The organism is Hahella sp. NS-SX17, from assembly GCF_057367735.1.
The window spans coordinates 5029063-5054535 of record NZ_CM170632.1 but is presented as its reverse complement, the minus strand read 5'-3'; the positions used below and the strand labels follow the sequence as shown (position 1 = coordinate 5054535).

The following is a 25473-nucleotide window of genomic DNA, read 5'->3' as shown; positions in this document are numbered from 1 at the left end:
CTATCCGAAAGGTCTCCCTGCGAAAATCACTACGCCTATAACTGTGCAGCGCTCGTCCAGCGGAACAATCTGCTCCGGCCATTGTGGATTGGCAGGCTTCAGATATTCTTGACCGGCTTCAACAACAACCTGCTTGATGGTTGCTTGTTTGCTGCCATTGAACCGGACGATCACGTTAGAGCCATGCTTGGGCTTGATGTCCGGATCAATAAAAATATATTCGCCCTCGCTTAACACGGGGCTCATGCTGATGCCTGGAACGATTAAAACAAAGGTTTGATCACTACACTTGATCGGGCAGGGGTAATGCATTGCGTCCTGAATATCGTGCTCTTTTTCTTCAACCCAGGTTGCCGCTTGCTCCCAGCTTATAAGTGGATAAAAGCCTTGGATTGGCGGCCCAAGGGTAATGCCTTCTACTACTGGCGACTCAGTGGGTTCATCCTTCCCATCAAGTAGCCATTCGGGTTGGCAGCGCAGTATGCGCGCCAATTCAATTATATTTCTTGGCTTTCTAGTTCGTCCTTCTTCCAGTTTATGAATAGCTGTCTGAGAAATTCCGACGGCTTTAGCCAACTCTTCCTGAGTCAGGCCCATTGCCTTACGGCGCTCCTTGATACGGTCTGCAATGCTCATTTTCAACTCTTCTTTTAATCCGAGCAGCTGGCAGCGTGCTATGTGGTTGGTAGTTATATGCGAAAGGTTATTCTCATTACTTTAGTTGTTTTTGGCAAAAAACTTTGGTTATAATTCGAATATTACTAAAGTTATAAAAAGGGAGATTGAGAAATGACTGCATTACTGAAGGCAATAGACATTGTCGGCGGCCAAGCCGTTCTGGCTCGCTCTATAGGGGTTAAGCAAGCCTATGTATGGAACTGGGCGAAACGCCGGCAACAGACCCCCGCCAAATATATCCGTGCTGTATCTGAGGCTACAAAAGGGGCGGTTACTTTAGAAGAACTCCTCAGAGATCACGAAAAAGCCGAGAAGCTCCCGCCTGTTTCAGCAACGAATAAAGCTTATCGAAGCCAAGGATTAATGTAATGAGTACGAATAAACACCGCTTGGTGATTCTGACCAAACACCTCAACCGATGGCTGGAGAAAGCGAACGTAAGCCAAACCGCCGCCGCTCAGGAGATCGTGGAGCAGTTTCGGGCGTTGGGGCTGGATAAAGAGTTACAGGCCGAGGACATATTCTTCATGGACACCGGCGATGTATTCACCGACGCCAACACGAACCGCCAAAAGATCTTTCGCTGGCTTGGCTACATGGACAACGGGACCAAAAAATCTATGGGCCGGTTGTGGCTGGTAGAGCAGGCGATAGTTGCAGCGATGCCTGCGGATATCCGGGTGGCTTATTTGAATGAAGTGTTTGGCGATTGTGGTGTGTGCATATCAAGCCTGGGTCAGGATCGGAGCTGTTCACGCCTGGATGTGAGCAGGGTGGTCGAGTCAATGATTAAAGAAGACTCGGAGGCGCAGATTGCATTGCTCAAGTTAGGGGTAAGCCCGACACCGGCGCAGGTATGCGACGCACATTTAGAACTGAGAGAGTCCGTAGGCACGCAGTTAGCTGTGCTGGACTGGCTCGAAAGGAAGTTTCCCGTATTGGCTAAGAAGAAATCCGCATCAGTGTTTGGCGACAGGGTTGCGGGCTCTATTCCGGCTAATACGAAGTAAGCAGGTAGGCGCGAATTTAAATGAGTTATCAGACGATTTCAACTTCCAACGTGGTGGAGTTCATCCCACGTCAGGAACAACCAGTTAAAGCAGATATCGAAAACGGGTACACCAAGATTGCTAATGAACTGTTAGAGGCGTTATGCCTTGTCCATCTCTCAAGCCGTCAGCATCGGGTGTTTCTGGCGGTCGTGCGCAAGACCTATGGCTTCAATAAAAAGAACGACTGGCTGACTGTAGAGCAGCTATGCGAGCTGATTGGTTATGACAGTGATTATAGAAACGTATGCGCAGATTTACGCGAGTTAAAAGCGCGTAAGTTAATCCTTCAGGAGGGGCGGAAAATAGGTCCTAACCCGGTGGTTTCTGAGTGGGTTTTGATTAAGCCAAGGTGTTCGAAATCAACTACCAAAGTGGTTGAAAACAACCACCAGCCAAGTGGTAGAAATCAACCACCTAAGTGTTCGAAATCAACCACTCAGGTAGTAGAAAACAACCACTACAGGTGTTTGAAATCAACCACTACAAAAGACAAGAAAGACAATAATTCAAAAAACACTAACCCAAAAGACAACACGCGGCAGAAGAAATCCGCCGCTCTGGATTTGTCGAATTTGCCCGCTTGGTTATCTGTCGCCTCGATGGAGGAATTCATCCGCCACCGCCGGGAAATCCGCAAGCCCTTAACGCCTCTCGCGCTGTCCAAGCTGGTCGGCAAGCTGGAGGCGTTCAGAGCCAAAGGCCACGACGTTCAAAGCATCCTCGACGAGTCCATAGCCAACGGCTGGCAAGGCGTGTTCGAACCCAAAGCCCCGCGCCAAACCGCCAACGTGGTGGACTGGAACGATACGAGCTGGGGCGACGATTTGGGAGAGTGGTGATGAAATCAGTCAACGAAATATCCCTGAGCGTTCAAGCGCAGATCGCCAAGCCGCAAGCGCCCGTCGCCATGGCGGCCCATACCTCGATCAACGACAAGGCCCGCGAGAACGTTAACGCGATTTTCAAAGCGCTCCAGGCTTCGTTTCCCGCCTGGAGACAGGCTTTCCCTGACACGGAAAGTTTGCTTGAAGCCAAGCGCGCCTGGACCAAAGCCATGGTGGAAAACCGGATCACCAGCGCCGACCAAATCCGCGTTGGGATACGCCGGGCGAGGGCGACGGCTTGTCCGTTCTTTCCGTCGATCGGTCAGTTCGTTTCATGGTGCAAACCGGAGCCGGAAGACTTTGGGCTGTTGCCCACTCCAGCAGCTTACCGGATGGCCTGCGGAGGCCTGCAAGAGTTGGAGCGCGGGGAGAGCATCGCCTATCTGGCGGTACGCATCGCAGCGAGATCGACCGGTAGCTTCGAGCTTAGGACACGCCCAGAGAGAGAAATGCTTCCGCTGTTTGAGCGCAATTACAGCATCGTTTGCCGCCGGGTAATGAACGGGGAAGACATCCAGGCGGACATCCCTAAAGCGCTACCAGAGCAACCAGCGAAGGCGTCTAAGCCTGTCTCCCGCGAGGAAGCCCGCCGACGCATGGCGGACCTATTGAAATCAGTTTCGGCCAGCAGTTAGGCCAAGGAAAAGCAGTAATGACACACGCAAGAAGAACCGATCCTATAACCAGCCATCTGGCGGCCGCAGCCAATGAGTCAAACCGTTGGACACAGACGCAGCTTGTAGCGCTGGAGCTGGCCAAACGCCCGGTCCCTGATTGGGTCATAGGGTGGACCAGTTCAGAGCTGGCCAGGACCGCCAAGCTGGATCGCTACATGGTAGCCAGAAGGCTTCCAGACGCGGAGAAGGCGGGCTTGGTGGAGCGCGTCGGGATCATGGAATGCTCGATTTCAGGGCGCAAGGCGGTGGCCTGGAGGGCGGTTAAGCATGACTAAGCGCCCGAGAGAATACGCCGCCGAGATTCTGCAAATGCAGGGCAGGGAGAAGCGAGCCAGAGCGCTGGCCGCCGTTCCTGCGCAGTTCCGGGCGATGGTTGAAGCGCATGTGCGGACCTACTTCGCGCTGAAGGCCAAACCGAAACCGGCGTCGACGGTGATCACGCCAGAGATGGCCAGGGCGATGATACGGAGGCGGGCGGCATGAGCGACGAAACCCTAGAGCAGAAACTACAGAACATCCGCAACAAGGCCGCCGAGTTCGCCCGAGCTAAGGCGAACCGGGTTTACCTGGAGGAGTTCAGGAAATCCAAGATCGCCATTCTCATGAGAGAGGCCGAGAGCGCGGACCCGGACCTGACGGCAGCGAACCGTCAGGAGGCGTGGGCGAGGCGTCACCCGGAATATCTGGAGCTGTTGAAAGGCCTGATGCAGGCGACGGAAGAGGAGGCCCGGCTGCATTGGGAGTTACGGACGGCGGAATGGGCGGTTGAAATCTGGCGGACCAAGTCGGCCAACAAGAGAGCGGAGAGGATGAGGTACGGCGCATGATTTATCGAAATAACAAACTACTGGCTGCCATTCGGCAATTGCCTTGCGCCTCTTGCGGTATTGAGGGCGGCTCTCAGGCGGCCCACTCCAACCTGCTGAGGCATGGCAAGGGCAGGGGATTGAAGGCGTCAGACGCCGCCACGTTCCCTTTGTGCGCGCCTTGCCACATGCGGTTTGACCAAGGGAAGGAGCTGACCAAGACGGAACGGGAACAACTGACCATGGACTGGCTTGCCTGGACGCACATTCAACTGATTGAAAACGAACTGTTGGGGGTGAGGTGAGCAAGTTGGAGGAAACCCTGGCGCTACATATTCGGGCGCTGAAACTGCCGGAGCCCGTCAGGGAATACCGATTTCATCCGGTGCGGCGCTGGCGCTTTGACTTCGCGTGGCCGGAGTACCGGATCGCGGCGGAGGTGGAGGGGATCACCTGCTACGGCAGGAACCAAAACGGAACTCTGAAACTAGGCCGGCACCAAACGGCGAAAGGCATCAGCGCGGACATGGAGAAATACGCCGAAGCCATGGCGCTGGGTTGGAGCGTGTTCCGCTGTGACGCCAAGCTCATTAACAGCGGGCGAGCGGTGGAAGTGATTACACAAATGATGAAGTTAAAAGAGGTCGCATGAATAGAGCAATGAATGAAACGCCCTGGCTGCTGGAGCAATGGGCGCGCTGGTCAAAGATGGACGCGGGCGTGGGGTATCCGACATCGACGCCTTTCTCCCGTTTAGGCGGCAGCTCTGTCCGCTCGCCGGTGATTACGGATCAGGAGGCTGCTAAGGTGGATATGGCGGTCTCCAAGCTGCGGGCGCGGGATGAGGAGATGGGGGAGGTGGTGCGGCTGTATTACATGGCGGGTGAAAACCTGTCCTATGTGGTTCGACGCATGCCGAAGCTGGACCGACGCAAGGCGGATCTGTTGGTTAAGTCGGGCGTCGCCTGGATCGATGCGGCGCTCCACGCCCATTAACGGAGTGTCTGGATATTCATACGCCTCCCAACATGCGCCGGTCAGTAAAACCGCTTTGCGGGCCTTTCATTGCAGGGAGTCAGGGGAGGTTTCGCAGCCGGTTAGGTGTGTTCGGTTTCTCTGACAGTTCCCGCCCCTTAGCGCCCCGATATCCTGACAGATAAAAAATACTCTCATCACGTCAAAGAATGTCGCTTCATTAGACTACCCTTAACGCCGCACGATTTCGCGCTGAATGAGCAGTGACACGCTTACTGGTCGCGCTGATTTAAATGGAACTTTTTTCAAACGAAATCGATTAAGAGGCCTTCTAATGAATCTAAACATAAATTAATATGCGCGGCGCTGTACGGAAACATAACTAATATCCCTGAAGGCAAAAGGAGTTGCTTGTGGCGCCCTTTCGTCTTTTGCGAGGTATCGAAGTAATAAGACGGTTGGGACGCCGTAGTTTTATCCTCCCTAGCTTGTACCCCTTCTTACTTTTAGCTGTTGCTCCGCGAACGGATGTTTGCGTTTTCGGTTTGTCATGGCGGCGTCTCGCCGCACCCTTACATCACTGAAAAAATCAAGTAATACAGAGGAAGTTATGCTCAGCAAAAAGCATAAATGGAGTTGGCTCGTCCCGTTGGCGTTATGCGCGGGGACGACCTTGGCTGATAACGATCAAATAGAAAGCACTTTTCTCGCTGCGGCGGACACCGGTAACGCTGTGATATCTGGCGAGCAAATAGACGAGTTTACGGGGGAGGTCAGATGGTCCGTTAAGGAGTTCTCCTTGCCAGGACAAGGCGGAATGGACATAGACATCTATCGCTCGTATAACCTGGCCGCGCATGGGAAAGAGATTCTAGGGCGTTGGACCATTGATGTTCCGCGTTTGTCATATGTGATTAAGGCTTGGAACGAATGTCGGGATCATGGAGAAAGAGGACAGCATTGCTGGGGAGAGCATGAGGTTAGCGGAATTACTCTGGAAATTCCCGGCGGTAAGTCCGTACCGTTAGTCATCAAAGACGGCGAGCTGCGATCCGTTCGTGGAGTGGTTGGCTGGAGAGGAAAAATAGACGGGCTTAATGTGACCGCCTACTCTCCGGACGGTAAGACTTATGTCTTTGACCAGAACCAGCAGTCTGATGGAGACATGAAGTTTAGTAGTGCTGGCTCGCTACTTGTTTATGCTTCCTCCGTCACCGACGCTTACGGCAATTGGATTAAATACAAGTACCACAGAAAAGCTTCATATGACTACGTGTTGAATGGCCAATGCGCCCAGACGCCACTGTCAACGAGTGAGAGAGAGAAATGCGAAGGCGACAAGATAGCAGTCAAAGAGAGCGTATTTCCGAAGCAAATAACGGCCAACGATGGGCGGCGAATTGACTTCAATTATGGAGAAGCGACTCAGGAGAATGTGACTTCCGTTTGGCGATTTGGTTCACCCTCACCTGCTGGTTTTATTCCTTACTTAACGGAAATTGTCGTTACAGAATCCACAGGGAATCGGGTCTGGAAATATGACCATTATTTTACTGAAAAGATGGGCCAGCAAACTCATGACGGTTTAAAAACCGTTACGCTTCCCGACAACACCACCTGGAGCTTTGCCTACACGGATAAAATGGGCAGAAGGTTGCAGCGCATCACTACACCAAACGGCGCCACAGTAACCTATGATTATGAAAAAATTTCTTCGCATGATCACCCCAGGGGGAAAGATCAATATTCCCTTTCTAAAAGAACTTTGGAAGGCGTAGAGCTTACAACCTCGGTCACGGAATACAGTTATGACGACGTCACTGTGGACAATGATCGCTTTTGGAAAACTGTTAGCGTCTCGCCATCGGCCAAAACTGAGAAAGTTTACTGGCATACAAACAAGAGCAATAGCGATTCACGTAAAGCCAGAGAGGGGCAGCTGTATTCAGTCAAGGTATTCGAACCCACCGGTGGAAATCCGCTGCGTACGATTGAATACACGTATGACACCTGGAAGAAAGTAGGAAGGTTCTATGGCGAGAACTTGAATATAAAAGATTTGTACGCCATCAAGAATACGACGCCTCTAATGCGGACTAAAGTGGTTGTGGACGGCAAGTTCGTCACCGAGTTTAGCGATTTCACTAACTACTACCAGCCCCAGACCAAGACTGAAATCACAGGGTCTAATAAACGGGTGACGCGTTATGCCTATTTAAATCAGCAATGGTCATCGCCTGCCAAGCCGCAGCTAATAGGCTTACCCACGCAAATTAAAGTCGAAGGCGAAAACGGAGATCTCTGGAGCAAAAACTATAGCTATTATGAGACTGGCAAACTTAAAGGGAGCAAAGTTGACGGTGTTCTTGCATGGTATACCTACCACCCCAGAGGAGATTTGGCTGATGAGATATATATCAATCACATAGGCAAACAAACGATTGCGCACCGTGATCATTTTCGCGGAGTGGCAAAGAGGGTGACATATCCAGACGGCTCCTCAGTTACCCGATCAGTTAACCCATCTGGGACCGTTGAATGGGAAGAGGACGGCGAGGGTAATCGCACATACTTCAGCTACGATCCACTGGGGCGAGTGACTAAAATGGCTCCCCCGGAAGTCGCCGCCACCCATTACGCCTATGAACCAAACAAATTCATAGAAACGATTGAGGGTACGGAATATCGAAAGGCTATTGCGCTTAACGGCCTTGGGCGGCCCTATCTTTTTAAAGAAAGCGGGGGTGGGCTTGATCCTGTCTACATCCGCCATGAGTACGACAGCGCAGGGCGGGAAGTCTTTGTATCCTATCCATCCCTTAACAACCGCGAAAGGGAAGGCATAGAGAAAACGTATGACGCCCTGAATCGCCCGCTGACTATTATCAATACCGTTGATGATAGCTACATGAAATATTGCCATGGCGTTAGCTGCGTCAGCAATGTCGCGGGTTATGACTTTGATGACGCCTATACGGTGGCGGACCTGCGCGGATTTAAAACCACTTATCTGCAACAAGTATATGGCGCTCCAGACCAGGCATGGGATAGCTTCATTATTCAAGATATATCGGGCACGGAAAAACAGCTCACAACGATTAAGCGCAATAAAGTTGGAAGCCCTATTTCTATTGAACAGGGCGGACTGGTTCGTACTTATAGCTATGCTTATGACTCTCAGCGCCTGAGTAGCGTCACAGAGCCCGAGCGTAATAATGTGACGTTGGAATACGATGACGCTGGGAATCTGCGGACAAGAACAGTCGCTGGAGAAGGCGTTACCACCTACAGCTATGACGAAATGAACCGGCTTGTCAGTGTGGACTACCCCAGCGGGCATGATACTACGTTCACCTACAATAAAAACGGACAGGTCAAAACGTTAAATAAGGGGCTTTCTGCAAGAACCTATCAGTACACGCCATTTGGCGAACTGGATAAGGAGACGTTGACGGTTACGGTTAACGCGCCCAAAACCTTCGAACTGGGTTATGTATACAACGAGCTGGGACAGATTAAGCGCCTCGACTACCCAAATGGCTTCTATGTCGAATATGGCTTGAATGATCTGGGGCAGGTTACCCGTATTGATTCGCCCCATGGCACATTGCTGGACCGCGCTCAATACTATCCCAATGGCGTTCTCAAGCTATATGAGTATGGAAATGGCCAAGTCATTGAGCAGTCGCTCAATAATCGACGCTTTGTAGACCGGACGACTAGCGCGAAAGGCTCCACTGTCGCCTCTGACCTGACTTACGCATTTTTCCATGACGGCAATATCGCCGGTATTCAGAATCACGTAGACAACGCTCAGTCCGTCTATGGCATGGTTTATGACGGCATTGGACGTTTGATCACCGCCAATGGCCCATGGGGAAGCGGAAGCTTCAAGTACGACTCTAAGGGGAATTTGCAAACCAAGAAGCTTGGCGCGTTAGGAGAATTAACCTACAACTACGATCCTTCCACCAACCTCCTCAATAGCACTACCGGAACGCCCTACGCCTTTCAATACGATGGTTATGGTAACGTCACCAATAATGGGCGGTTCACGATGTCCTACGACCACGCGGGCAACTTAACCAACATCGTTACTAATAGTAACCCCGTCGCCAGCGTTTCCAATTTGGATATCGATTACGAATATGACGGCAACGGTTTAAGAGTGCTGGAGATTCATGACGATAAAGGCATTTATCAAATGCACTCCCAGGCTGGTAGCGTCATGTATGAAGAAGACCTCATCAATGATATCGCCACTAATTATGTCTACTTCAGTGGTAAGTTGATTGCCGAAGTCGAAAGAACGATCACGCCGGGTTACTACTGCGCCCCAGGCTGGACGCTGGATGGCGTTACTTGTACCCGCACGCTGATGAAAGATCCTGGCCAAAGCTGTCCGGATGGCTTCGAGATCAAGTTTGGCGAATGCTCGAAAACGGAGTCGGCCAACCTGAAAGTCAAATGTCCGGATGGGTATGCTTATAACGGCGGGCAGCAATGGTGTTGGAAGAACGAATCCAAGCCGGCCACGCCACAATGCCCCGACGAGAACTGGTCTATGACCGAATATAATGGGTGGTATATCTGTCGGCATATTAACTTTCCCGGTCAATATCCTGAAGCGACTCCTATCTGTGAAAGCGGATGGAACACCAATAAAAACGCCAAAACCTGCTTCCGAGTGCTGCAGGCGCGGCTTGAAGCGGTATGCCCAGCGGATTACACAGAAAAGGATTCCAAGTGCTATAAAACCACCACCAACCCCATCAACTACTCCTGCCCCAGCGATTACTCGCTTTCCGGCGCTACGTGCCTGAAACATGAGTCGCAGCCAGCGGTTAAAGAAGGATTTTAGGGGGGAGACATGGAGTATTTCAAGATGATTAAACACATATGGTTAAGCCTCCTGATAGTGCTCATTAGCGCACTGGGGATAACGGCTCAAGCCGCCACACGAATCACCTACCTGCATCACGACAATTTGGGCTCACCCGTCGCCGCAACGGATGAAACCGGCGCTGTTTTATGGCGGGAAGTCTACGCGCCATTTGGTGAAAAGTCCGTTAAGTCGGAAAGTGCTTCAAATGAGCGGATTGGCTACACTGGGAAGCTGCATAGCAATGACACTGGGCTTGTATACATGAACGCACGGTACTACGATCCCAAAGTTGGCCGTTTTATGGCCGTTGATCCTATAGATGCTACCAGTGGTGGAGCGGCACACTTTAATAGGTATGCCTATGCTTACAGCAATCCATATAGATACAGAGACCCTTCTGGCTTAGAAGGACAATGTACTGTTAGTGATCAAGACGGTGATGGAGTTCCAGACTCAATGAGGGGGAGAACACAGGCTGACGCCTATGATTTTGACGGTTGGGTAACCGCGCCTGTAGCTTCTCATAATAGTGTTGCTGCATTGAGTATAGAGTTCGGGTTTCCTGGGCTAATCACTGCCTCTGGCGGACCTGAAATGATTGACCTAGGCTTGAACTTCACACTGGCAGCGAGCGTATTTGATGGAGTTTACGATTATCACTTTAACGTAGCCCCTACGGCAGGTGGAAGCTTTGGGCTTATTGCTGGGACAGCTCAGCTAGAAGTGTTTAGTGGAACATATCAAGAGTATAAAAAATCCCTTAACCCGTCTTTATATTGGTCGGCAGGCGGTGGTCTTCTGGTTACGGAAGACAATAAGGTTAAGGGGTTTACCGTTGGAACTGGATTTGGAGGACAATGGATGGAAAAATTTAAGTATACTCGACCTTTGAAGGGTTTTTTGCACAAGGGGTATACAGCTAGTGATGACGTAAACCTTTAAAAGGACTGTACTTATGGTATCGCTTTCTTGGTCTAGCTTTAAAGGATGTGGCTTTCCTGAAGAGTATTTTTTTTGGGGAATTGTAGCATCTTTTATATTGGTTTTTATTTCTTTTTTTCTAATGCATGGATGCGTGAAAGATGAGTATAGAAAGTACTTGTTTTTTCCAGTTATTTTTTTGCTGCACAAGCCTCAAGCCTTTGATTACTTTGGTCAGGTCCTGAGATGGGGACTTATAGTTGGAGGGCTTAGCCTTATTTGTATGTTGGGGGGGCTATATATTGGATTTGAGAGTGGTTTTTTTATGTGCGGAAAGATTTAACTGATTTATATTGGTTTGTGACGCGTCACAATCTGTAGTATTGAAGAAAGAGGAGAAGATGGAGGGGGGAGTATACCCCCCTTTTTTTGCGAATAATTTTTTGTAACAATCATATGAATAGCGTAATTCTACATTTTGACATCTCAAAGGAAGAGGTGCTTAACATTGCGTCATCAGTGGGGATACTCAATGGCGAATGTAACTCTAAGGATGGCGATAGGTTTCTGTTATGGATTTATAAAGATTACGAAAGTGAGTACGAAGAAGATGAAAAGGAAGTCGTTGAGTCTATGCTTGGATGTAAGCCCGTCAGTAGCTTTCAACTATTATGCCGCTACGCTTCTGGACACTTCGCCCTACAAAAAGTCATGGAGATATTTTCTGCGTCGAATGGCGTATTAGATGACGACAATGATGGCTATTGGAGGCTTAAGGATATTGAGCTTGCATATGGTTTTGGTGTCGAAGCGATAATATATAATATCTCCGATTTCATAAGTTAAAAAATATTTAGTAAAGTCAATTCTTAAGGCGTATGTATGGAATGGAGACTATGAAGAGATTTAAAAGCGACGAAATAGCTACTCAATTTGTTTCTGACTTCGGAATGACATTGGAGCTATTTATTGATACCGGGAATGAGACTATAGATGAAAGTGTAGACTATCCTCTCCTGAAATTTTCGCTGACGAAGAAAGCGAAGAGAAATTTGTAGAGTTTTGGTCTGGTAAAGAGTTAGTTCAAATTCCCGTATCCAAATTGAGAGAAGCGCTGGAGCTTGTGGATAAAGAAGTTCATTCAGAGGCTTGGTTTGAAAAAAATGTATTCAAGGACATTGAAAACACATAGCCATGAGCCGAAAAATTCGCAAACAGTACACTTATCAGCTGAATGCTATGCCTCAGGGAGAACTAAATGCCTTTAACGTGGAATGACCTTACGGTCAGCTTTGCACACATTGATCGAGGTAAACTAGTCGAAGATTGGAAGTGGCTCGTAGGCCAAGCCCTGCCGATATTAGTAACCTCTATTGGAGATGCCTTCCTACAGAATGAGTCAGGGGAAATATACTGGCTCATTACAGGTAGCGCCGAGTTTGAGAAAGTTGCGGAGTCTTACGAAGAGTTCAAAATAAAGCTGCAAGATAATGAGCTTGTCAACGAGTGGTTTTTGGTCCCTTTGGTGCTTCAACTCAAAGAGCAAGGCTCCGTGCTTGAGCAGGGTAAACTGTATGGCTTTAAGCGGCTGCCAGTTTTGGGTGGAAAATATGAGCCAGAAAACTTCGAACTCACTGATATAGAGGTTCATTTTGCTATGTCAGGTCAAATGAACTTCCTAATAAAAGATCTACCAGATGGTACGCAGGTTAATTTTCAGGTTTCCGAGTAAAGGCGCAACGTAGTGATCAAGTAATTACGGGCTAGTGGTTGATGCTGATTGTTGTATAATTTGGGATAATCGGGTTTTTTTTATTTAATTGTTGCTATTTTTGAAACAATTTGTTAGTGTATTTCCCATATTCTGCACTACTATGCCCTGACAACTCTCAGGGCGTTTTCATTTAAAGACCCGGTATCCGAAAAGGAGCCGGGTTTTTTTGCTTTCTAGAGCCTCGCTTACGCGGGGCTTTTTCGTTTATGGGTTATGCAAATATGAGCTTCTGCTTAGGTAAGCGCTCCAAGTCACGCTTGGTTGGCCTGCACCCTGACCTTGTGAAAGTAGTGGAAAGGGCGATTCAGAACACCCCGATAGACTTCACTGTGCTGGAAGGCCTGCGAACCATAGAGCGCCAAACGGAACTGTATAAGGCCCGCAAATCGAAAACGATGCGCAGCCGCCACTTGACTGGTCATGCGGTGGACCTGGGTGTGTTGATTAACGGCTCGATCACTTGGGAGGCTCGTTATTACCAGATACTCGCCGACGCTGTGAAGCAAGCCGCCGAAGGGCTGGGCATCCCTGTAGAGTGGGGCGGTGACTGGAATGGCTTTTTCGACGGACCTCATTATCAACTGCCGTGGAAAGAATACCCATGAGCGCCTGGGCTTCAATTCTGAACCTGTTTAAACCCGTCGCCGACCTGATCGACAACGTCCACACCAGCGACGAGGAGCGCCTGCAGGTACAGGCGCAACTATTCCAGATTCAGGCCGAGCTAACCCAGCGGGTGATGGAGTACGAAACCAAACTACTGGAGGCAAAGGCCAGAACGATCCAGGCAGAGGCGCAAGGCCAAAGCATCCTACAGCGCAACTGGCGCCCGTTAACCATGCTGTGCTTTCTGGCGCTGGTTATCTGCGACTCGTTCGGCCTGCTGACGTTCAGGCTAAGCGTAGAAGCCTGGGACCTGCTGCAAATAGGGCTGGGCGGATACGTCGCCGGCAGATCGCTGGAGAAGATCGCCCCCAAGGTAACCGACGTGATGAGTAAGAAATAATGGAAGAGAACCAAACCACCCGGAGGCACTGGCACTTGGACAAAACCATCAGTGTGGGCCACCTGATCAGCACGCTGGTAATCGCCATATCTGTGATCACCTGGGCGGGCTCTATAGATCGAAGGGTGGAGCAAAACGCGTTGGCGGTTAAGTACCTGAATGAAGAGCAGGTGCAACAGCGTCAGCGTATCGACGCCGTCCGTAATGAGATTAAGACTGACCTGCGGGCCATCAACGACAAGTTAGACCGCCTGATCGAGCGACAGAGTGAACGCTAATGCCCAAGGCATCGCTAAGGCCCTGCAAAGATAAGGGCTGTCCCAATACGACCCGGCACAAATCGCGATACTGTGAGAGCCACTCAGACAAGCGAGAGGCGACACGCTGGGGAGTCTGGCAAAAGCAGAAGGGCAGCGACACCCAACGCGGCTATGGTTGGCAATGGCGGAAGCTGAGAGCGCGGATACTGAGACGAGATAACTACTTGTGTCAGGTGTGCTTAAAGCAGGGCCGAACCAGTGCAGCGACAGAGGTGGATCACATTGTGCCCAAGGCGAGTGGCGGTGACGAGAAGGAGAAGAACCTGCAGGGAATTTGTAAGGGCTGCCATCGGTGCAAAACAACTAATACTCGGCAATGTATTTATTGAACTATCATATTTTTACTTGGCCAAATAAAAATATGAGGAGGATTTATGGGCATAGACGAAGCTGCGGAGGCTAGCTCTGATGAAGAGATTATTGCAATAGGTTCTCATTTCAATTTGGATGGGCTATCACGCACGAAAGGTGAGCTGATCTTCACGAATAAGAGGCTGCTATGGGTCAAGACAATGGGAAAAGCAGACATCTTTGCTTTATCTGGCTTCACCTCATTTATATCGAATGTAAGCGCAATGGGGAAGTCTGATGCACTTAAGGCTATGCCTCTACCCAAGATATTAAATTCAAAATATGAGGTTGAATCTTTTGTGTATTCGGAGATGGAAATGATGAAGCTTAAAAAGCCATTCTTCGGTAACGCAAGCATTATCTGTAAAATGAAAGGGAGTAAGAAAAAGAAGTTTTGGGCCCATCCAAGAGAGATAGTGCCTGTGCTAGACGCGGTAGAGCAGCTCAAAAGTCATCATGTGCCTCTACTTTGATCATTATTTGAGGGTAAGCAAAGAGGTGTCATACGAACTAAAAGAATGGAAAGCTACTCTGCGTGTAGTTGATGCGGGAGAGATTTTACTCGCCAAAACGTATCTCGGGAAGCTGATGCGTGATTTGTCTGATTTTGAGTGCATTGACTGCTTAGTAGGGCCGCGGGATTTTCATTTCACTCTTCCCTATTATGACTATATTGACCTAACTGTTCATGATCGCAAAGAAGCATTATTGATTACCCGCGCTACACTAGTCTGTATTCTTCACTCTGCTTGGTTTGTTTTTCAAGAAGGGGCTGGTGAATTCACTTCTTATACCCTAGAAAGATGTATGAGAAGGCTCAGCTATTACAAGCCAGTGGATGAGTTAGACATTAAGCTAAAGGGTTCAGTGTTGGTAGTATTAGAGCAATTCGAAAAGTGCGTTAGAGAAAGCCGCAGGGTTTACCAATATGAGCTAGCTGAGCTATACCCGGTGGGTGCTTGGGTCGTCAAGCATGTAGTCCCTAGGGTAGTGCGTGAGTGGGAGTCCATGGACGTGGGCCGCCTGAGAGAGGGGGGGGGCGGGTCAAATCTCTGACACCTGAGCGACCAACACCGCACCCCTAAGTCTTTTTTTATACCCGCGAAATTAAAAATTTCAGGCTAACGCAATGAGTGGAACCGCAACCAGAGCTGGACGGGGGCGGAAGCCCAAGCCCGTCGCGCAAAAGCTCCTGGCCGGCAACCCCGGAAAGCGTCAACTTAACACCCACGAACCCCAGTTTTCACAGATCACTAACATCGATTGCCCGGACTGGCTGGGCGACGACGCACGCCGCATGTGGGAGCTGATCGCCCCGGAGCTGTGCGCGCAAAAGATCATCGCCATTACAGACGTGCATAACCTGGAAGCCTTCTGCGCCGCCTATGGTCGCTGGCGTCAGGCGGAGCGCGAGATAGCGCAGTACGGCATTACGATTACGGACGCAAACGGCGGCCTGAAGAAAAACCCGGCGGCCACTGTCGCCAACGAATCCTTAAAACAACTGGCGACCTTCGGGGCGCTCCTGGGCCTGGACCCATCCAGTCGCCAACGTCTGACCGGCGGCGGCAACCACGACACATCAAACCCTTTCGATAAATTCTGATTTTCGGTTACTCCATGGCGGCTAAATATCCTCACGTCGAGGCGGCGACGCGGTACGCCCGCGCCGTGCTGGACGGGTCTATCCCTGCGTACCGGTACACGCGCTTGGCGTGCCAACGTTACCTGGACGACCTCGCCCAGGAGAGCGACCCGGACTATCCGTATTACTTCGACCGGGCGGAGGCCGAGCGGGTGTGCGAGTTCGTCCAGCTGCTGCCGCACACCAAGGGCGAGTGGGCGTTCAAGCGTCAGCTTATCAAGCTGGAGCCCTGGCAGGTGTTCGGCTTCGTCAACATCTTCGGATGGAAGAGCAAGGCCGACGACCTGCGCCGCTTTCGCGAAGTCTATTGGTGCGTCCCGCGCAAGAACGGCAAGTCGATCATCGCCGCCGGCGTGGGGCTGTATATGTTCGCCTGCGATAACGAGTTTGGCGCGGAGGTCTATAGCGGAGCGACCAACGAGCGCCAAGCCTGGGAGGTGTTTCGCCCCGCAAAGCTGATGGTCTCCAGAACGCCCCTGCTTCAGAAAGCAAAAGGGATCGCGGTCAATGCAAAGAACTTAAACCGCCCGGCGGATGAGGCGCGCTTCGAGCCGGTTATCGGCAAGCCCGGCGATGGCGCGAGTCCGTCTTGTGCGCTGATCGATGAATACCACGAACACGACGCCCCCGACTTATACGAGACCATGGTGACGGGGCAGGGCGCACGCCGGCAGCCGCTGACGTTTATTATCACCACCGCCGGCAACAACATCGAAGGCCCTTGCTACGACAAGCAGACCGAGGCGCAAGAGATGCTGGACGGCGTCGCGCCGAATGACGAGTTGTTCACGTTGATGTATGGCGTGGATGATCCAGAACGCTGGGCGGACCCGGACGTATTGGTCATGGCCAACCCTAATCTGGGCGTTAGCGTTTATAAAAAGTATTTGGAAAGTCAGCAACAGAAAGCGATTCGCAGCGCCCGCTTCCAGAACATATTCAAGATCAAGCATTTAAACATCTGGGTTACGGCGCGCTCGGCGTTCTTCAACATGGAGCAGTGGCAACGCTGCTACGACCCCAGCCTCAGCGTGGAAGACTTCGAAGGCCAAGAGTGTATCGGCGGCCTCGATTTGGCGGGCAAGCTGGATTTAAACGCCTTCGTCAAACTGTTCTATCGCGATCTGGAGGATGACGACCGCCGCGTGCGTCGGCATTACTACTGCCTCTCGCCGGTGTTCTGGGCGCCCGAGGATACGGTCAACAATCCAGATAATCGAAAGTTAAGCAGCCGCTATCAGAAGTGGGTCAACCTGGGTGCGCTCACCGCCACCGATGGCGCGGAAGTGGACTATCTGGAAGTGCTGGCGGAAGTCACCGACACCAACCAACGCCACCCCATTGCAGAGATCGGCATCGATCCGCACGGCGCGCTGAACCTCTCGCACCGCCTCGACGACGAGAACCTGAACCCGGTGCAGATCACGCAGAACTATTCCGGCATGTCCGCCGGCATGAAGGAGCTTGAAGCGGCCATCGCGGCCGGACGTTTCCATCACGACGGCCACCCCATTTTAACCTGGTGTATGGGCAACGTGGTCGGACGCTATATGGGCGGCGCCGATGACGATATCGTCCGCCCGACCAAGGAACACAAAGACAAAAAAATCGACGGCGCGGTCGCGCTCATCATGGCCGTGGGCCGCGCCATGCTGGCGGCGGAAACCACTGGTCCCAGCATAAGGTTTGCCTGATGTTTAATTTATTCAGACGTAAAAGCACGCCGGTGATTGATAGCTCGGCCAAGCTCGCGGAGTTGCTGGGCGCATGGTACGACGCCGACGCCGGTGTGCAGATCACCCCCGGCAACGCGCCGGAGATCAGCGCTGTGTTTTCGTGCATCAAAGTCCTAACCGAATCTATCGGCATGCTGCCCTTAAACCTGTTTAAAGAGCTGCCCGGCGGCGGATCGGAAAAGGCCAGCGGCCACCCGCTGCAGGCGCTGTTAAAGCACGGCCCGAACGATTACCTGACGGACCAAGAATATAAAGAACTGATTGTCGCGCACCTGTGCTTACGGGGTAACCATTACAGCTACATCAACCGCACGGCGGCGGGTCGGGTGCTGGAGCTGCTGCCCATGGCGCCGGATGCGGTGACGCCGAAACTCTCCAACGACTACGAACTGACTTATGACGTGCAGTTTAAAAGCGGCCCTGTGCGGACGCTGCCGGCGGAAGAGGTGCTGCATATCCGCTTATGGAGCCAGGACGGCTTAACAGGATTGAACCCGATTCAATACAACCGCCACTGTTTGGGGCTGGCCAAGGCGACGGAAAAGCATGGATCAACCTTGTTCGCCCATGGCGCGAAACCCTCTGGCGTGCTCTCCACCGATCACGCGCTGACAGATAAACAATACGAGCGCTTGAAACAGGAAATGGAGCTGCACCGCGGCGTCGCTAACCAGAACCGCGAGATGATCCTCGACGGCGGCCTTAAGTGGCTGCAGGTCTCCATGACGGCGGAAGACAGCCAGTTTTTAGAAACCCGCAAGTTTCAGCGCTCGGAGATCGCCGGATTTTTCCGGGTGCCGCCGCACATGATCGGCGATCTGGAGCGGGCGACCTTCAGCAACATTGAACACCAAGACCTCGCCTTTGCGCGACATTCATTAATCCCATACTGCACGCGTATTGAGAAGCGCATTAACAAGTCGCTGCTCTCAGACAAAGAGCGGGCCAGCCATTTCGTTAAGTTCAACATCAACGCCCTGATGCGCGGGGACATGAAGACCCGCAGCGAATACTACACGGCCATGATTCAAAACGGCGTCATGAGTCCGAACGAAGTCCGCATCCTGGAGGACATGAACCCCAGGGAAGGCGGCGACACCTACCTGACGCCGCTCAATATGGCGGTTAACGGCAAGCCTGCCGACGAGACGGAAACGAATTAAGCAGCCATACGAGGCACGCATGCACACCAAGCAAAAGCTGGATATTCCATTAAAGATTAAGTCTCTCTCCGACACCGGCGAGTTTGAGGGTTACGGCTCCGTATTCGGGGTTAAAGACTCCTACAGCGACATTGTCGTCAAGGGCGCGTTTGACGCATCCCTGGCGCGCTGGAAACAGCAAGGCCGCCTGCCGGCGCTGTTATGGCAACACCGCATGGACGAGCCTATAGGGGTTTACACCGCGATGGAGGAAGACGAGCACGGTCTGAAGTTGTCCGGGCGTCTGCTGATCGACGATGACCCACTGGCCAAGCGCGCATACGGGCATTTAAAAGCAGGCTCTATTTCCGGTCTCTCTATTGGTTATTCCGTCCCGTCCAACGGCATGGAATACGACAGCGCCAAAGAAGCGTTTTTGATTAAAGAAATCGACCTGTGGGAAGTGTCTCTGGTGACCTTCCCCGCCAACGATGAGGCGCGCATTGCGCAAGTCAAACACCGCCAACGAAACGCCGAGCACGCACAGGCCCTGGCTGCTATTTCATCCCTAAAACATATATTCACCACAAGGAACTAACCCTGATGCCAGTCGAATTAAAAGACATTCAAGACGTAGCGGAAGAACTGACTAGCCGCTTTACGGAATTTAAATCAGCCAATGACTCCTCTATGGAGGCCACCCGCGCAGAGGTAATCAAACTCACCGAGAAAACCGACAAGCTCAACGCCCAGCTGAGCGAGCTGGAGGCCCTGAAAAAGGAGTTGGACGGCCTTTATAAAAAGCAGAACCGCCCCGGGACCGTGGAGGGCGATGCGGAGTACCGCAAACATTTTGTTGACCAGTGGATGAGAAAAAACAACGCCGCCGGCATCGAGGTCAAGGCCGTCAACCTGGGTGCCAATCAGGACGGCGGCTTTGGCGTGCCGGAGGAACTGGACCGCCAGATTTTGGAATTGGAGCGCGAGCTGTCTCCCATGCGGGCGCTGTGCCGAAATATCCAGGTGTCCACCGACGGCTACAAACGTTTGGTTAACCTGGGCGGCGCCGGTTCCGGCTGGGTGGGCGAGACCGACGCCCGCCCGGAAACCAACACGCCCAAGCTGGCGCAGATTGAGGCGTACATGGGAGAAATCTACGCGAATCCCGCCACGACCCAAAAGGCGCTGGACGATGTGTATTTCAACGTTGAGCAGTGGATCGCCGACGAAGTGGCGCAAGAGTTCGTCGACCGCGAAGCCGACGCCTTTCTAAATGGCGATGGCGTGGGCAAACCGAAAGGCATCCTGTCTTACGCCATGGACGCCGCGCCGGATGCCTCCCGCGAGTTCGGCAAGCTGCAACGAGTGATCAGCGGCAAGGCGGGCGACTTCACCGCGGATAACCTGCTAAGCGTGATCTACCGTCTGAAGAAAGCATTTCGCCGTAACGCCAGCTGGATGATGACCGGAACCACGGTGGAGAAGGTGCGCAAGTTCAAGGACGCGGACGGCAACTACATGTGGCGTCCGGGCATCGAGGCGGGCCAGCCCTCCTTGCTGTTGGGCTACGGCATCGAGGAAAACGAAGACATGCCGGAAGTGGCGGCGGATGCTAACGCCATCTTGTTTGGCGACTTCATGCGGGGTTACAGCATTGTGGACCGTATTGGCGCGCGCATGCTGCGCGATCCCTACACGCATAAACCCTTCGTTCACTTCTACACCACCAAGCGGGTGGGCGGCATGTTGGTGGATTCCAACGCCATTAAGGTGCTGACATTGAGTAAGGGGGCGTAATGACCCCCATCACTTTAGAGGAAGCCAAGCAGCATCTACGCGTGGATCATGACGACGAAGACGCCTATATCGAAACCCTGATCGCCGTGGCGCGCAATCTGGCGGAGGAATATTCCGGGCTGTCCCTGGAGGAGGGCGAGAGCATTCCCGAGCTGGCCAAGCACGCCATAAAAATGATCATCGCCACCCTGTACGAGCAACGGGAGGACCAGACGGCGGCGACGGTCTCACAGGTGCCGCTATGTTCCAAGGCCCTGTTGGACCTGCTACGGATTCGGCGGCTATGAGAGCGGGACGACTGCGGCGGCGGGTGACGATTCAAGCCAACGTCGCCACCCAGGATGAGTACGGCGAAACCGTGCAAGGCTGGCGAGATGTCGCTACGCGTTGGGCGGGCGTGGAGCCGCTGTCCGGTCGGGAGTTCCTGGCCGCCAGCGGCCCCCGCGCCGAGCTGACCACCCGCATTGTGTTGCGCTGGGAGCAGGCGCTGGCCGGGCTCACGTCCCAGGATCACCGGGTGGTCTATCAAGGCCGCGTCTATGACATCCATTCCGCCATCAACACCCGCGAGGAAAACAAAGAGTGGGTGCTGATGTGCGCGGACACAGGGGCGGCGGTATGAGCAGCGGCGTCAAGATCAGCGGCTTGCGCGAGCTGCACCAAGCCTTACAGCAACTCGGCAAGCAGGCGGCCAACAAGGCGGCGCGGGACGGGCTGACCGAGGCGGCGAAAACGTTTAGAAAAGAGATCCGCCAAGGCGCGCCCGTGAAAAGCGGCCATCTGCGTAAACACATCCGCTACAAGCTGCGCAGGGATCGCAGCGGTCGCGGCTACACCGGTCGCGTGGGCGTGCATCCCAAGGCTTACTACGCCCGTTTTATCGAGTTTGGCGCGGCGCCGCACGCTATTCCTAACCCGACCACCGGGCGCGGTCGCAACAAGCGCAAAAACAAAAAGCGTCTGCGCATCGGCTCGCAGGTGGTGTCCGGCGTTAACCATCCCGGCATTGCCCCGCGTCCTTTCCTGCGCCCGGCGTTTCTACGCGCCAAGGATGCGGCGGTCAAAGCCGCCGGCAAACGCATGTGGCGTTCCATCATTCAAGCGAGGGCGCGCCGATGATCATCCCGCGATTGCTGAAGCGGCTGCGCAAGTCGGAAGAGGTGCGAGACCTGATTGCGCCGTCCGCGATTCATGGACGCTTTCTGCCGCCCCACGCATCAACGCCAGCGCTGTCCCTGCTGTATGTCGGCGACGATCCCGTCAACGACCTGGGCGGAGAGGACAACAGCCGACGCGAGCGGGCGCAGATAGACGCCTGGGCGCCGACGCTCAAGCAGGCGGACCAGTTAGCAAAGGCTGCGACGGCTGCATTGGCTTCACGCGGCCAAGACTTCACCGCCGTGCGCAATGGCAAAACCTACGAGTACGACGACGCGGCCCAGCTCCACCGGCTGATGCTGGATTATTCATTTACCTTTTACGAGGACTAAGCATGGCGAAAATGCCCGCCGACGGAACCAAAATTGAAATCGACGGTACGACCGCCGGCACGCCCGACATTGAGGTGACCGGGGTTAAATCTTTTTCCGGTTTTGATGGCGAACGCCCGGAAATTGACAACACGGACTTAAGTAGCGAGGCGTCCGAGTTCTTTCTCGGCAAGCGCGACTGGGGCTCTTTCTCTCTGGACTGGTTTATTAACTATGGCGATCCCGGCCAGAACGAAGTCCGCGCCGCTGAACTGTCCGGAGCGCTGAAGACCGTCAAGATCACGTTTCCCGACCTGACTACCGCCACATTCAAGGCTTACGTGAAGAACGCGACCAGCCTTTCCGGCGGGATCAGTGGCATGGTGGAAGGCTCCGCCGCGCTACGCATCACCGGTAAACCCACTTTCGCGAAACCCTAAACGAGGAACCTTTATGAGTTATTTGAACAAAGCCCAGATCCTGGCGGCGCAAGATATCACATCGGAAGACGTAGACGTGCCAGAGTGGGGCGGAACCGTTCGGGTCGCCCTGATGAGCGGCGCCGCCCGTGACGATTACGAAGGCTCGCTGGTGAAGTTATCTCCCGATGGCAGCGCGCATCGGGACCTGTCCAACATCCGCGCCAAGCTGGTGGCGGTCTGTCTGGTGGATGACAAAGGCGAGCGCCTATTTAACGAGAGCGACGTTAAAGCCCTGGGCGCGAAATCCTGCGCCGCCCTGGATCGCGTCTACCATGTCGCCGCCCGACTCAATCGCTTAACCCAAGGCGAAGTGGAGGGCGCCGCAAAAAACTCCTAAGCCGGCCCGAGCGCCGGTTTTACTTCTACCTCGCCGCCAAGCTGGGCAAGACGGTTAAGGCCCTCCTGCAAGAGATCGATTCGGCTGAACTGGCCGAGTGGATGGCTTACGAATCCCTGGACGCCTACGCCGAGCAATTCGAACGTGAGCGCCAGAGCAGCGCTGAGCGGTCGGACGCACTGAAGAACCTCCTATTCGGCGACGCCTGGCGCGACGCCTAACCCCTTTCTTCTCTCTCCCTTTTAACCTGGTTAAAGCCTTCTATGAGTCAGGAAATGATTGGCGCGTTGTCTATCGATCTGCGCCTTGCGACGGCCAAGGTCGAGGACGGATTGCGCAGCGTCAACAAGCATCTGGAGCGCACCGCGTCGGCGGCCAACAATGCCGGCAAGATGTTCACGACGCTGGCCACCATTGCCACGGCGGGCGTGTTTGGCGGGGTCATCAAAGGCAGTCTGGACGCGGCCAACCACCTGGGCGACCTGAGCGTGCGCTTGGGCGTGAGTGTGGAAGGGTTGAGTCGTCTCGCCTACGCGGCGGAATTGTCGGGCGTATCCGCCGGCACCCTGGAAACCGGCCTGCAGCGCATGACCCGACGCATCGCCGAGGCGGCCGCCGGCAGCGGTGAAGCTATAGGCGCGATCAAAGCGCTGGGACTGTCCGCGCAGAAGCTCCAGCAACTGCGTCCCGAACAGCAATTTGAAGTGCTGGCGGACGCACTGGCGGAGGTGCCTGCGAAGTCGGACCGGGTGCGCCTCGCCATGAAGCTGTTGGACTCCGAAGGCGTCGCCCTGCTGCAAACCATGGAAGGCGGCAGCGCCGCCATTCGGGCCATGGGTGAAGAGTCCGACCGCACCGGCAATACCATCAGCACAAGCTTTGCGACGCAGGCCACCGCCGCCAATGCGGCCATCATCAAGATGAACGCGGCGCTGACGGGCATGACCAACAACATGGCCGTGGCGTTGGGGCCGACCATCGAGCAAGTCGCGCACTTCCTGGGGGATGTGCTGCCTGAGGCGGCCAAGCTGGGCGGGCAGGCGGTGCGATTGCTCGCCGCCGGCGCGCTGGAGGTCAGCGCGAGCGTGGTCGAGTTTATCCGGGTGGCGACTTACTACCTGGGCAAGCTCTCAGACGATGTGGCGGAGGTCGACGCCGAGCTGTACAGCATGCAGGAGAATCTGCGCGGCGCCACGGGCGACATCTTCGCTCAGATGGCGGCGGCGGATCAGGAGACGGAAAAGTTCAACGTCACCCTGGGTCAAAGCGTCGTCACCTTGCAGGACTACCAAGGCGTGACCGCCACCGTAGCGGACAACCTGCAACGCGTAAAAGCCGCGCAGGAGGAAGCCAATGCCGCGCTGCAGCGTCAGAACGAAATCCGCGGCAATGTCGAAAGCATCCGTGAATCCCTGCTGACCGAGGAAGAGGCGGAACGGGAGTCCTACGAGCGCCGGCGGGACATGCTGCAGGAGGCGTTGGACGAAAACCTGTTAACCCAAACGCAGCATATGGAGCTGTTGGGCGAACTGTCCGCGCAGCATCAAGCCACGCTCACGGCCATAGAGGAAAGAGAGAAGGGCAAGCGCAAGGCCCTGGCGGAGGCGGAGCATCAAGAGCGGGTGTCGGTCATGACTGGCATGTTAGGCAATCTCTCAACGCTCATGGATACCAAATCCAAGAAGCTCTTCGAGATCGGCAAAAAGGCCGCCATCGCCAACGCTCTGGTGGCGGGTTATGAAGCCGCCGTGCATTCCTACAACAAAGGCGCGCAAATCGGCGGTCCTATTGTGGGCGCGGCGTTTGCGGCCACGTCCGTGATCGCCACCGCCGTGCAAATTCAAAAACTGAAGTCGCAGAAGTTTGGCGGCGGGGGAACGGTCAGCGCCGGTGGAGGTGGAGCGCCGCCGAACACCTACCAGCCGCCGCAACCCACGATCCCCAGCGGACCCGCCGGTGGCAAAGGCGAGGGCGCGCAGATCATTTTTCAGTTTAACGGATCGGTCAACGGCGACCCCTACCTAATCGCCGACGCCATCGCGCCGCACCTGCGGGACATTGTCAGCAAGAAAGACATCGTCCTCGTGGAAGCGAACAGCCGCAACGGCCAACAACTAAGAGGTCTGTAAATGTATATCGAGTATGTCGCGAGACGTTTTATCGCGCCCAGCCATGTTGCGGGCGGCAATTACTGGATCGACGTGAAACTGACGCGCTGTGACTTTGATGCGCAGGTTGAAGCGCAGACGACCACGGCGCTTAGTGGCAAATCGAAAACCTTGCTCCACCGCATCGACCAGACCTATGACATCGCCACCGTATACATGAACCAGCCGGAACAGCTGGCGGAGATGCGGGAGTTCTTAGGGTCCGTCAGTGGCGGGGAAAGCTTCATGGTCAGCCTGCATGGCGACCGGGTGAGCCCTCTGCAGCCCGCTATGCTGGACCCGATTACCTGGAAAGAGGAGCGCTACGGCACGACGGACTATTTCAGGTATACCTTGAAGCTGAGGATAGTTTAAGGCTGACCTTTATG

At 53.6% G+C, this 25473-nt stretch carries 35 protein-coding genes; 34 read left to right on the top strand and 1 reads right to left on the bottom strand.

Going from position 1 to position 25473, the window contains the following annotated elements:
* Positions 1-636, bottom strand: a complete 636-nt coding sequence (locus tag AC2IBB_RS22445) for a LexA family protein (RefSeq protein ID WP_486328967.1) — start codon at positions 634-636, stop codon at positions 1-3.
* 153 nt (positions 637-789) lie between these two features.
* Here AC2IBB_RS22445 and AC2IBB_RS22440 point away from each other — a divergent pair, with 153 nt between their 5' ends.
* The 34 genes from AC2IBB_RS22440 to AC2IBB_RS22275 all read left to right on the top strand — a co-directional run bounded on the left by AC2IBB_RS22440 (position 790) and on the right by AC2IBB_RS22275 (position 25459).
* Positions 790-1047, top strand: coding sequence for a helix-turn-helix domain-containing protein (locus AC2IBB_RS22440; RefSeq protein ID WP_486328966.1), 258 nt, complete (start codon positions 790-792; stop codon positions 1045-1047).
* Positions 1047-1688, top strand: coding sequence for a toxin YdaT domain-containing protein (locus tag AC2IBB_RS22435; protein WP_486328965.1), 642 nt, complete (start codon positions 1047-1049; stop codon positions 1686-1688). Before AC2IBB_RS22440 ends, AC2IBB_RS22435 begins: the two co-directional genes overlap by 1 nt.
* A 20-nt stretch (positions 1689-1708) precedes the next feature.
* A complete protein-coding gene (locus tag AC2IBB_RS22430; RefSeq protein WP_486328964.1) occupies positions 1709-2569 on the top strand; it encodes a replication protein in 861 nt (286 codons plus the stop codon).
* Complete coding sequence (locus AC2IBB_RS22425; RefSeq protein WP_486328963.1) at positions 2569-3249, top strand: replication protein P; 681 nt, start codon at positions 2569-2571, stop codon at positions 3247-3249. Before AC2IBB_RS22430 ends, AC2IBB_RS22425 begins: the two co-directional genes overlap by 1 nt.
* A 17-nt stretch (positions 3250-3266) precedes the next feature.
* Complete coding sequence (locus tag AC2IBB_RS22420) at positions 3267-3566, top strand: hypothetical protein (RefSeq protein WP_486328962.1); 300 nt, start codon at positions 3267-3269, stop codon at positions 3564-3566.
* Positions 3559-3774 (top strand): hypothetical protein, encoded by a 216-nt coding sequence (locus AC2IBB_RS22415; protein ID WP_486328961.1) that lies wholly within the window; start codon positions 3559-3561, stop codon positions 3772-3774. Before AC2IBB_RS22420 ends, AC2IBB_RS22415 begins: the two co-directional genes overlap by 8 nt.
* The gene (locus tag AC2IBB_RS22410) at positions 3771-4118 is read left to right on the top strand and encodes a hypothetical protein (RefSeq protein ID WP_216740338.1); all 348 of its coding nucleotides are present in this window, start codon (positions 3771-3773) and stop codon (positions 4116-4118) included. Before AC2IBB_RS22415 ends, AC2IBB_RS22410 begins: the two co-directional genes overlap by 4 nt.
* Positions 4115-4402 (top strand): hypothetical protein, encoded by a 288-nt coding sequence (locus tag AC2IBB_RS22405; RefSeq protein WP_486328960.1) that lies wholly within the window; start codon positions 4115-4117, stop codon positions 4400-4402. Before AC2IBB_RS22410 ends, AC2IBB_RS22405 begins: the two co-directional genes overlap by 4 nt.
* Positions 4399-4749 (top strand): hypothetical protein, encoded by a 351-nt coding sequence (locus tag AC2IBB_RS22400; RefSeq protein WP_486328959.1) that lies wholly within the window; start codon positions 4399-4401, stop codon positions 4747-4749. The genes AC2IBB_RS22405 and AC2IBB_RS22400 overlap by 4 nt, the downstream gene beginning before the upstream one ends.
* Complete coding sequence (locus tag AC2IBB_RS22395; protein WP_486328958.1) at positions 4746-5093, top strand: hypothetical protein; 348 nt, start codon at positions 4746-4748, stop codon at positions 5091-5093. Before AC2IBB_RS22400 ends, AC2IBB_RS22395 begins: the two co-directional genes overlap by 4 nt.
* 589 nt (positions 5094-5682) lie before the next feature.
* Positions 5683-9933 carry an RHS repeat domain-containing protein gene (locus AC2IBB_RS22390; RefSeq protein WP_486328957.1) on the top strand — a complete coding sequence of 1417 codons (4251 nt, stop codon included), beginning with the start codon at positions 5683-5685 and terminating at the stop codon, positions 9931-9933.
* A gap of 9 nt (positions 9934-9942) precedes the next feature.
* Entirely contained in the window at positions 9943-10899 is a 957-nt protein-coding gene (locus AC2IBB_RS22385) for an RHS repeat domain-containing protein (RefSeq protein ID WP_486328956.1), read from the top strand.
* A 13-nt stretch (positions 10900-10912) separates the two neighbouring features.
* Positions 10913-11221 carry a hypothetical protein gene (locus AC2IBB_RS22380; protein ID WP_486328955.1) on the top strand — a complete coding sequence of 103 codons (309 nt, stop codon included), beginning with the start codon at positions 10913-10915 and terminating at the stop codon, positions 11219-11221.
* Positions 11222-11334: 113 nt separating this feature from the next.
* Positions 11335-11724 (top strand): hypothetical protein, encoded by a 390-nt coding sequence (locus tag AC2IBB_RS22375; RefSeq protein WP_486328954.1) that lies wholly within the window; start codon positions 11335-11337, stop codon positions 11722-11724.
* A gap of 412 nt (positions 11725-12136) precedes the next feature.
* Positions 12137-12610, top strand: coding sequence for a DUF1851 domain-containing protein (locus AC2IBB_RS22370; protein WP_486328953.1), 474 nt, complete (start codon positions 12137-12139; stop codon positions 12608-12610).
* 263 nt (positions 12611-12873) lie between these two features.
* Positions 12874-13257 carry a M15 family metallopeptidase gene (locus tag AC2IBB_RS22365; RefSeq protein WP_486328952.1) on the top strand — a complete coding sequence of 128 codons (384 nt, stop codon included), beginning with the start codon at positions 12874-12876 and terminating at the stop codon, positions 13255-13257.
* On the top strand, positions 13254-13658 hold the full coding sequence (locus tag AC2IBB_RS22360; protein ID WP_486328951.1) for a 3TM-type holin: 405 nt from the start codon (positions 13254-13256) through the stop codon (positions 13656-13658). Before AC2IBB_RS22365 ends, AC2IBB_RS22360 begins: the two co-directional genes overlap by 4 nt.
* Complete coding sequence (locus AC2IBB_RS22355) at positions 13658-13936, top strand: hypothetical protein (RefSeq protein WP_011398331.1); 279 nt, start codon at positions 13658-13660, stop codon at positions 13934-13936. Before AC2IBB_RS22360 ends, AC2IBB_RS22355 begins: the two co-directional genes overlap by 1 nt.
* Positions 13936-14307, top strand: coding sequence for an HNH endonuclease (locus AC2IBB_RS22350; RefSeq protein ID WP_486328950.1), 372 nt, complete (start codon positions 13936-13938; stop codon positions 14305-14307). The genes AC2IBB_RS22355 and AC2IBB_RS22350 overlap by 1 nt, the downstream gene beginning before the upstream one ends.
* A gap of 45 nt (positions 14308-14352) precedes the next feature.
* Complete coding sequence (locus AC2IBB_RS22345; RefSeq protein ID WP_486328949.1) at positions 14353-14802, top strand: hypothetical protein; 450 nt, start codon at positions 14353-14355, stop codon at positions 14800-14802.
* A gap of 25 nt (positions 14803-14827) precedes the next feature.
* Entirely contained in the window at positions 14828-15385 is a 558-nt protein-coding gene (locus tag AC2IBB_RS22340) for a hypothetical protein (protein ID WP_486328948.1), read from the top strand.
* A 73-nt stretch (positions 15386-15458) separates the two neighbouring features.
* On the top strand, positions 15459-15935 hold the full coding sequence (locus tag AC2IBB_RS22335) for a phage terminase small subunit P27 family (protein ID WP_486328947.1): 477 nt from the start codon (positions 15459-15461) through the stop codon (positions 15933-15935).
* Between the two features lie 14 nt (positions 15936-15949).
* On the top strand, positions 15950-17668 hold the full coding sequence (locus tag AC2IBB_RS22330; protein WP_486328946.1) for a terminase large subunit: 1719 nt from the start codon (positions 15950-15952) through the stop codon (positions 17666-17668).
* The gene (locus AC2IBB_RS22325; protein ID WP_486328945.1) at positions 17668-18873 is read left to right on the top strand and encodes a phage portal protein; all 1206 of its coding nucleotides are present in this window, start codon (positions 17668-17670) and stop codon (positions 18871-18873) included. The genes AC2IBB_RS22330 and AC2IBB_RS22325 overlap by 1 nt, the downstream gene beginning before the upstream one ends.
* A 19-nt stretch (positions 18874-18892) precedes the next feature.
* On the top strand, positions 18893-19450 hold the full coding sequence (locus AC2IBB_RS22320; RefSeq protein WP_486328944.1) for an HK97 family phage prohead protease: 558 nt from the start codon (positions 18893-18895) through the stop codon (positions 19448-19450).
* Between the two features lie 5 nt (positions 19451-19455).
* Positions 19456-20649: a phage major capsid protein gene (locus tag AC2IBB_RS22315; RefSeq protein WP_486328943.1), complete on the top strand. Its 1194-nt coding sequence runs from the start codon at positions 19456-19458 to the stop codon at positions 20647-20649.
* Entirely contained in the window at positions 20649-20936 is a 288-nt protein-coding gene (locus AC2IBB_RS22310; protein WP_486328942.1) for a head-tail connector protein, read from the top strand. Before AC2IBB_RS22315 ends, AC2IBB_RS22310 begins: the two co-directional genes overlap by 1 nt.
* Positions 20933-21271 carry a phage head closure protein gene (locus tag AC2IBB_RS22305; protein ID WP_486328941.1) on the top strand — a complete coding sequence of 113 codons (339 nt, stop codon included), beginning with the start codon at positions 20933-20935 and terminating at the stop codon, positions 21269-21271. The genes AC2IBB_RS22310 and AC2IBB_RS22305 overlap by 4 nt, the downstream gene beginning before the upstream one ends.
* Complete coding sequence (locus tag AC2IBB_RS22300; RefSeq protein ID WP_486328940.1) at positions 21268-21768, top strand: HK97-gp10 family putative phage morphogenesis protein; 501 nt, start codon at positions 21268-21270, stop codon at positions 21766-21768. Before AC2IBB_RS22305 ends, AC2IBB_RS22300 begins: the two co-directional genes overlap by 4 nt.
* Entirely contained in the window at positions 21765-22139 is a 375-nt protein-coding gene (gp17, locus tag AC2IBB_RS22295) for a tail completion protein gp17 (RefSeq protein WP_486328939.1), read from the top strand. The genes AC2IBB_RS22300 and gp17 overlap by 4 nt, the downstream gene beginning before the upstream one ends.
* A gap of 2 nt (positions 22140-22141) precedes the next feature.
* Positions 22142-22558 carry a phage tail protein gene (locus AC2IBB_RS22290; protein ID WP_486328938.1) on the top strand — a complete coding sequence of 139 codons (417 nt, stop codon included), beginning with the start codon at positions 22142-22144 and terminating at the stop codon, positions 22556-22558.
* Positions 22559-22571: 13 nt separating this feature from the next.
* Positions 22572-22937: a hypothetical protein gene (locus AC2IBB_RS22285; protein ID WP_486328937.1), complete on the top strand. Its 366-nt coding sequence runs from the start codon at positions 22572-22574 to the stop codon at positions 22935-22937.
* A 263-nt stretch (positions 22938-23200) separates the two neighbouring features.
* The gene (locus AC2IBB_RS22280) at positions 23201-25066 is read left to right on the top strand and encodes a hypothetical protein (protein WP_486328936.1); all 1866 of its coding nucleotides are present in this window, start codon (positions 23201-23203) and stop codon (positions 25064-25066) included.
* Positions 25067-25459 (top strand): hypothetical protein, encoded by a 393-nt coding sequence (locus AC2IBB_RS22275; RefSeq protein WP_486328935.1) that lies wholly within the window; start codon positions 25067-25069, stop codon positions 25457-25459.
* Positions 25460-25473 lie beyond the last annotated feature (14 nt).

Coding starts and splice junctions, on each gene's coding strand:
- AC2IBB_RS22445 (WP_486328967.1), bottom strand. CDS start 636: ATGAGCATTGCAGACCGTATCAAGGAGCGCCGTAAGGCAATGGGCCTG.
- AC2IBB_RS22440 (WP_486328966.1), top strand. CDS start 790: ATGACTGCATTACTGAAGGCAATAGACATTGTCGGCGGCCAAGCCGTT.
- AC2IBB_RS22435 (WP_486328965.1), top strand. CDS start 1,047: ATGAGTACGAATAAACACCGCTTGGTGATTCTGACCAAACACCTCAAC.
- AC2IBB_RS22430 (WP_486328964.1), top strand. CDS start 1,709: ATGAGTTATCAGACGATTTCAACTTCCAACGTGGTGGAGTTCATCCCA.
- AC2IBB_RS22425 (WP_486328963.1), top strand. CDS start 2,569: ATGAAATCAGTCAACGAAATATCCCTGAGCGTTCAAGCGCAGATCGCC.
- AC2IBB_RS22420 (WP_486328962.1), top strand. CDS start 3,267: ATGACACACGCAAGAAGAACCGATCCTATAACCAGCCATCTGGCGGCC.
- AC2IBB_RS22415 (WP_486328961.1), top strand. CDS start 3,559: ATGACTAAGCGCCCGAGAGAATACGCCGCCGAGATTCTGCAAATGCAG.
- AC2IBB_RS22410 (WP_216740338.1), top strand. CDS start 3,771: ATGAGCGACGAAACCCTAGAGCAGAAACTACAGAACATCCGCAACAAG.
- AC2IBB_RS22405 (WP_486328960.1), top strand. CDS start 4,115: ATGATTTATCGAAATAACAAACTACTGGCTGCCATTCGGCAATTGCCT.
- AC2IBB_RS22395 (WP_486328958.1), top strand. CDS start 4,746: ATGAATAGAGCAATGAATGAAACGCCCTGGCTGCTGGAGCAATGGGCG.
- AC2IBB_RS22390 (WP_486328957.1), top strand. CDS start 5,683: ATGCTCAGCAAAAAGCATAAATGGAGTTGGCTCGTCCCGTTGGCGTTA.
- AC2IBB_RS22385 (WP_486328956.1), top strand. CDS start 9,943: ATGGAGTATTTCAAGATGATTAAACACATATGGTTAAGCCTCCTGATA.
- AC2IBB_RS22380 (WP_486328955.1), top strand. CDS start 10,913: ATGGTATCGCTTTCTTGGTCTAGCTTTAAAGGATGTGGCTTTCCTGAA.
- AC2IBB_RS22375 (WP_486328954.1), top strand. CDS start 11,335: ATGAATAGCGTAATTCTACATTTTGACATCTCAAAGGAAGAGGTGCTT.
- AC2IBB_RS22370 (WP_486328953.1), top strand. CDS start 12,137: ATGCCTTTAACGTGGAATGACCTTACGGTCAGCTTTGCACACATTGAT.
- AC2IBB_RS22365 (WP_486328952.1), top strand. CDS start 12,874: ATGAGCTTCTGCTTAGGTAAGCGCTCCAAGTCACGCTTGGTTGGCCTG.
- AC2IBB_RS22360 (WP_486328951.1), top strand. CDS start 13,254: ATGAGCGCCTGGGCTTCAATTCTGAACCTGTTTAAACCCGTCGCCGAC.
- AC2IBB_RS22355 (WP_011398331.1), top strand. CDS start 13,658: ATGGAAGAGAACCAAACCACCCGGAGGCACTGGCACTTGGACAAAACC.
- AC2IBB_RS22350 (WP_486328950.1), top strand. CDS start 13,936: ATGCCCAAGGCATCGCTAAGGCCCTGCAAAGATAAGGGCTGTCCCAAT.
- AC2IBB_RS22345 (WP_486328949.1), top strand. CDS start 14,353: ATGGGCATAGACGAAGCTGCGGAGGCTAGCTCTGATGAAGAGATTATT.
- AC2IBB_RS22335 (WP_486328947.1), top strand. CDS start 15,459: ATGAGTGGAACCGCAACCAGAGCTGGACGGGGGCGGAAGCCCAAGCCC.
- AC2IBB_RS22330 (WP_486328946.1), top strand. CDS start 15,950: ATGGCGGCTAAATATCCTCACGTCGAGGCGGCGACGCGGTACGCCCGC.
- AC2IBB_RS22325 (WP_486328945.1), top strand. CDS start 17,668: ATGTTTAATTTATTCAGACGTAAAAGCACGCCGGTGATTGATAGCTCG.
- AC2IBB_RS22320 (WP_486328944.1), top strand. CDS start 18,893: ATGCACACCAAGCAAAAGCTGGATATTCCATTAAAGATTAAGTCTCTC.
- AC2IBB_RS22315 (WP_486328943.1), top strand. CDS start 19,456: ATGCCAGTCGAATTAAAAGACATTCAAGACGTAGCGGAAGAACTGACT.
- AC2IBB_RS22310 (WP_486328942.1), top strand. CDS start 20,649: ATGACCCCCATCACTTTAGAGGAAGCCAAGCAGCATCTACGCGTGGAT.
- AC2IBB_RS22305 (WP_486328941.1), top strand. CDS start 20,933: ATGAGAGCGGGACGACTGCGGCGGCGGGTGACGATTCAAGCCAACGTC.
- AC2IBB_RS22300 (WP_486328940.1), top strand. CDS start 21,268: ATGAGCAGCGGCGTCAAGATCAGCGGCTTGCGCGAGCTGCACCAAGCC.
- gp17 (WP_486328939.1), top strand. CDS start 21,765: ATGATCATCCCGCGATTGCTGAAGCGGCTGCGCAAGTCGGAAGAGGTG.
- AC2IBB_RS22290 (WP_486328938.1), top strand. CDS start 22,142: ATGGCGAAAATGCCCGCCGACGGAACCAAAATTGAAATCGACGGTACG.
- AC2IBB_RS22285 (WP_486328937.1), top strand. CDS start 22,572: ATGAGTTATTTGAACAAAGCCCAGATCCTGGCGGCGCAAGATATCACA.
- AC2IBB_RS22280 (WP_486328936.1), top strand. CDS start 23,201: ATGAGTCAGGAAATGATTGGCGCGTTGTCTATCGATCTGCGCCTTGCG.
- AC2IBB_RS22275 (WP_486328935.1), top strand. CDS start 25,067: ATGTATATCGAGTATGTCGCGAGACGTTTTATCGCGCCCAGCCATGTT.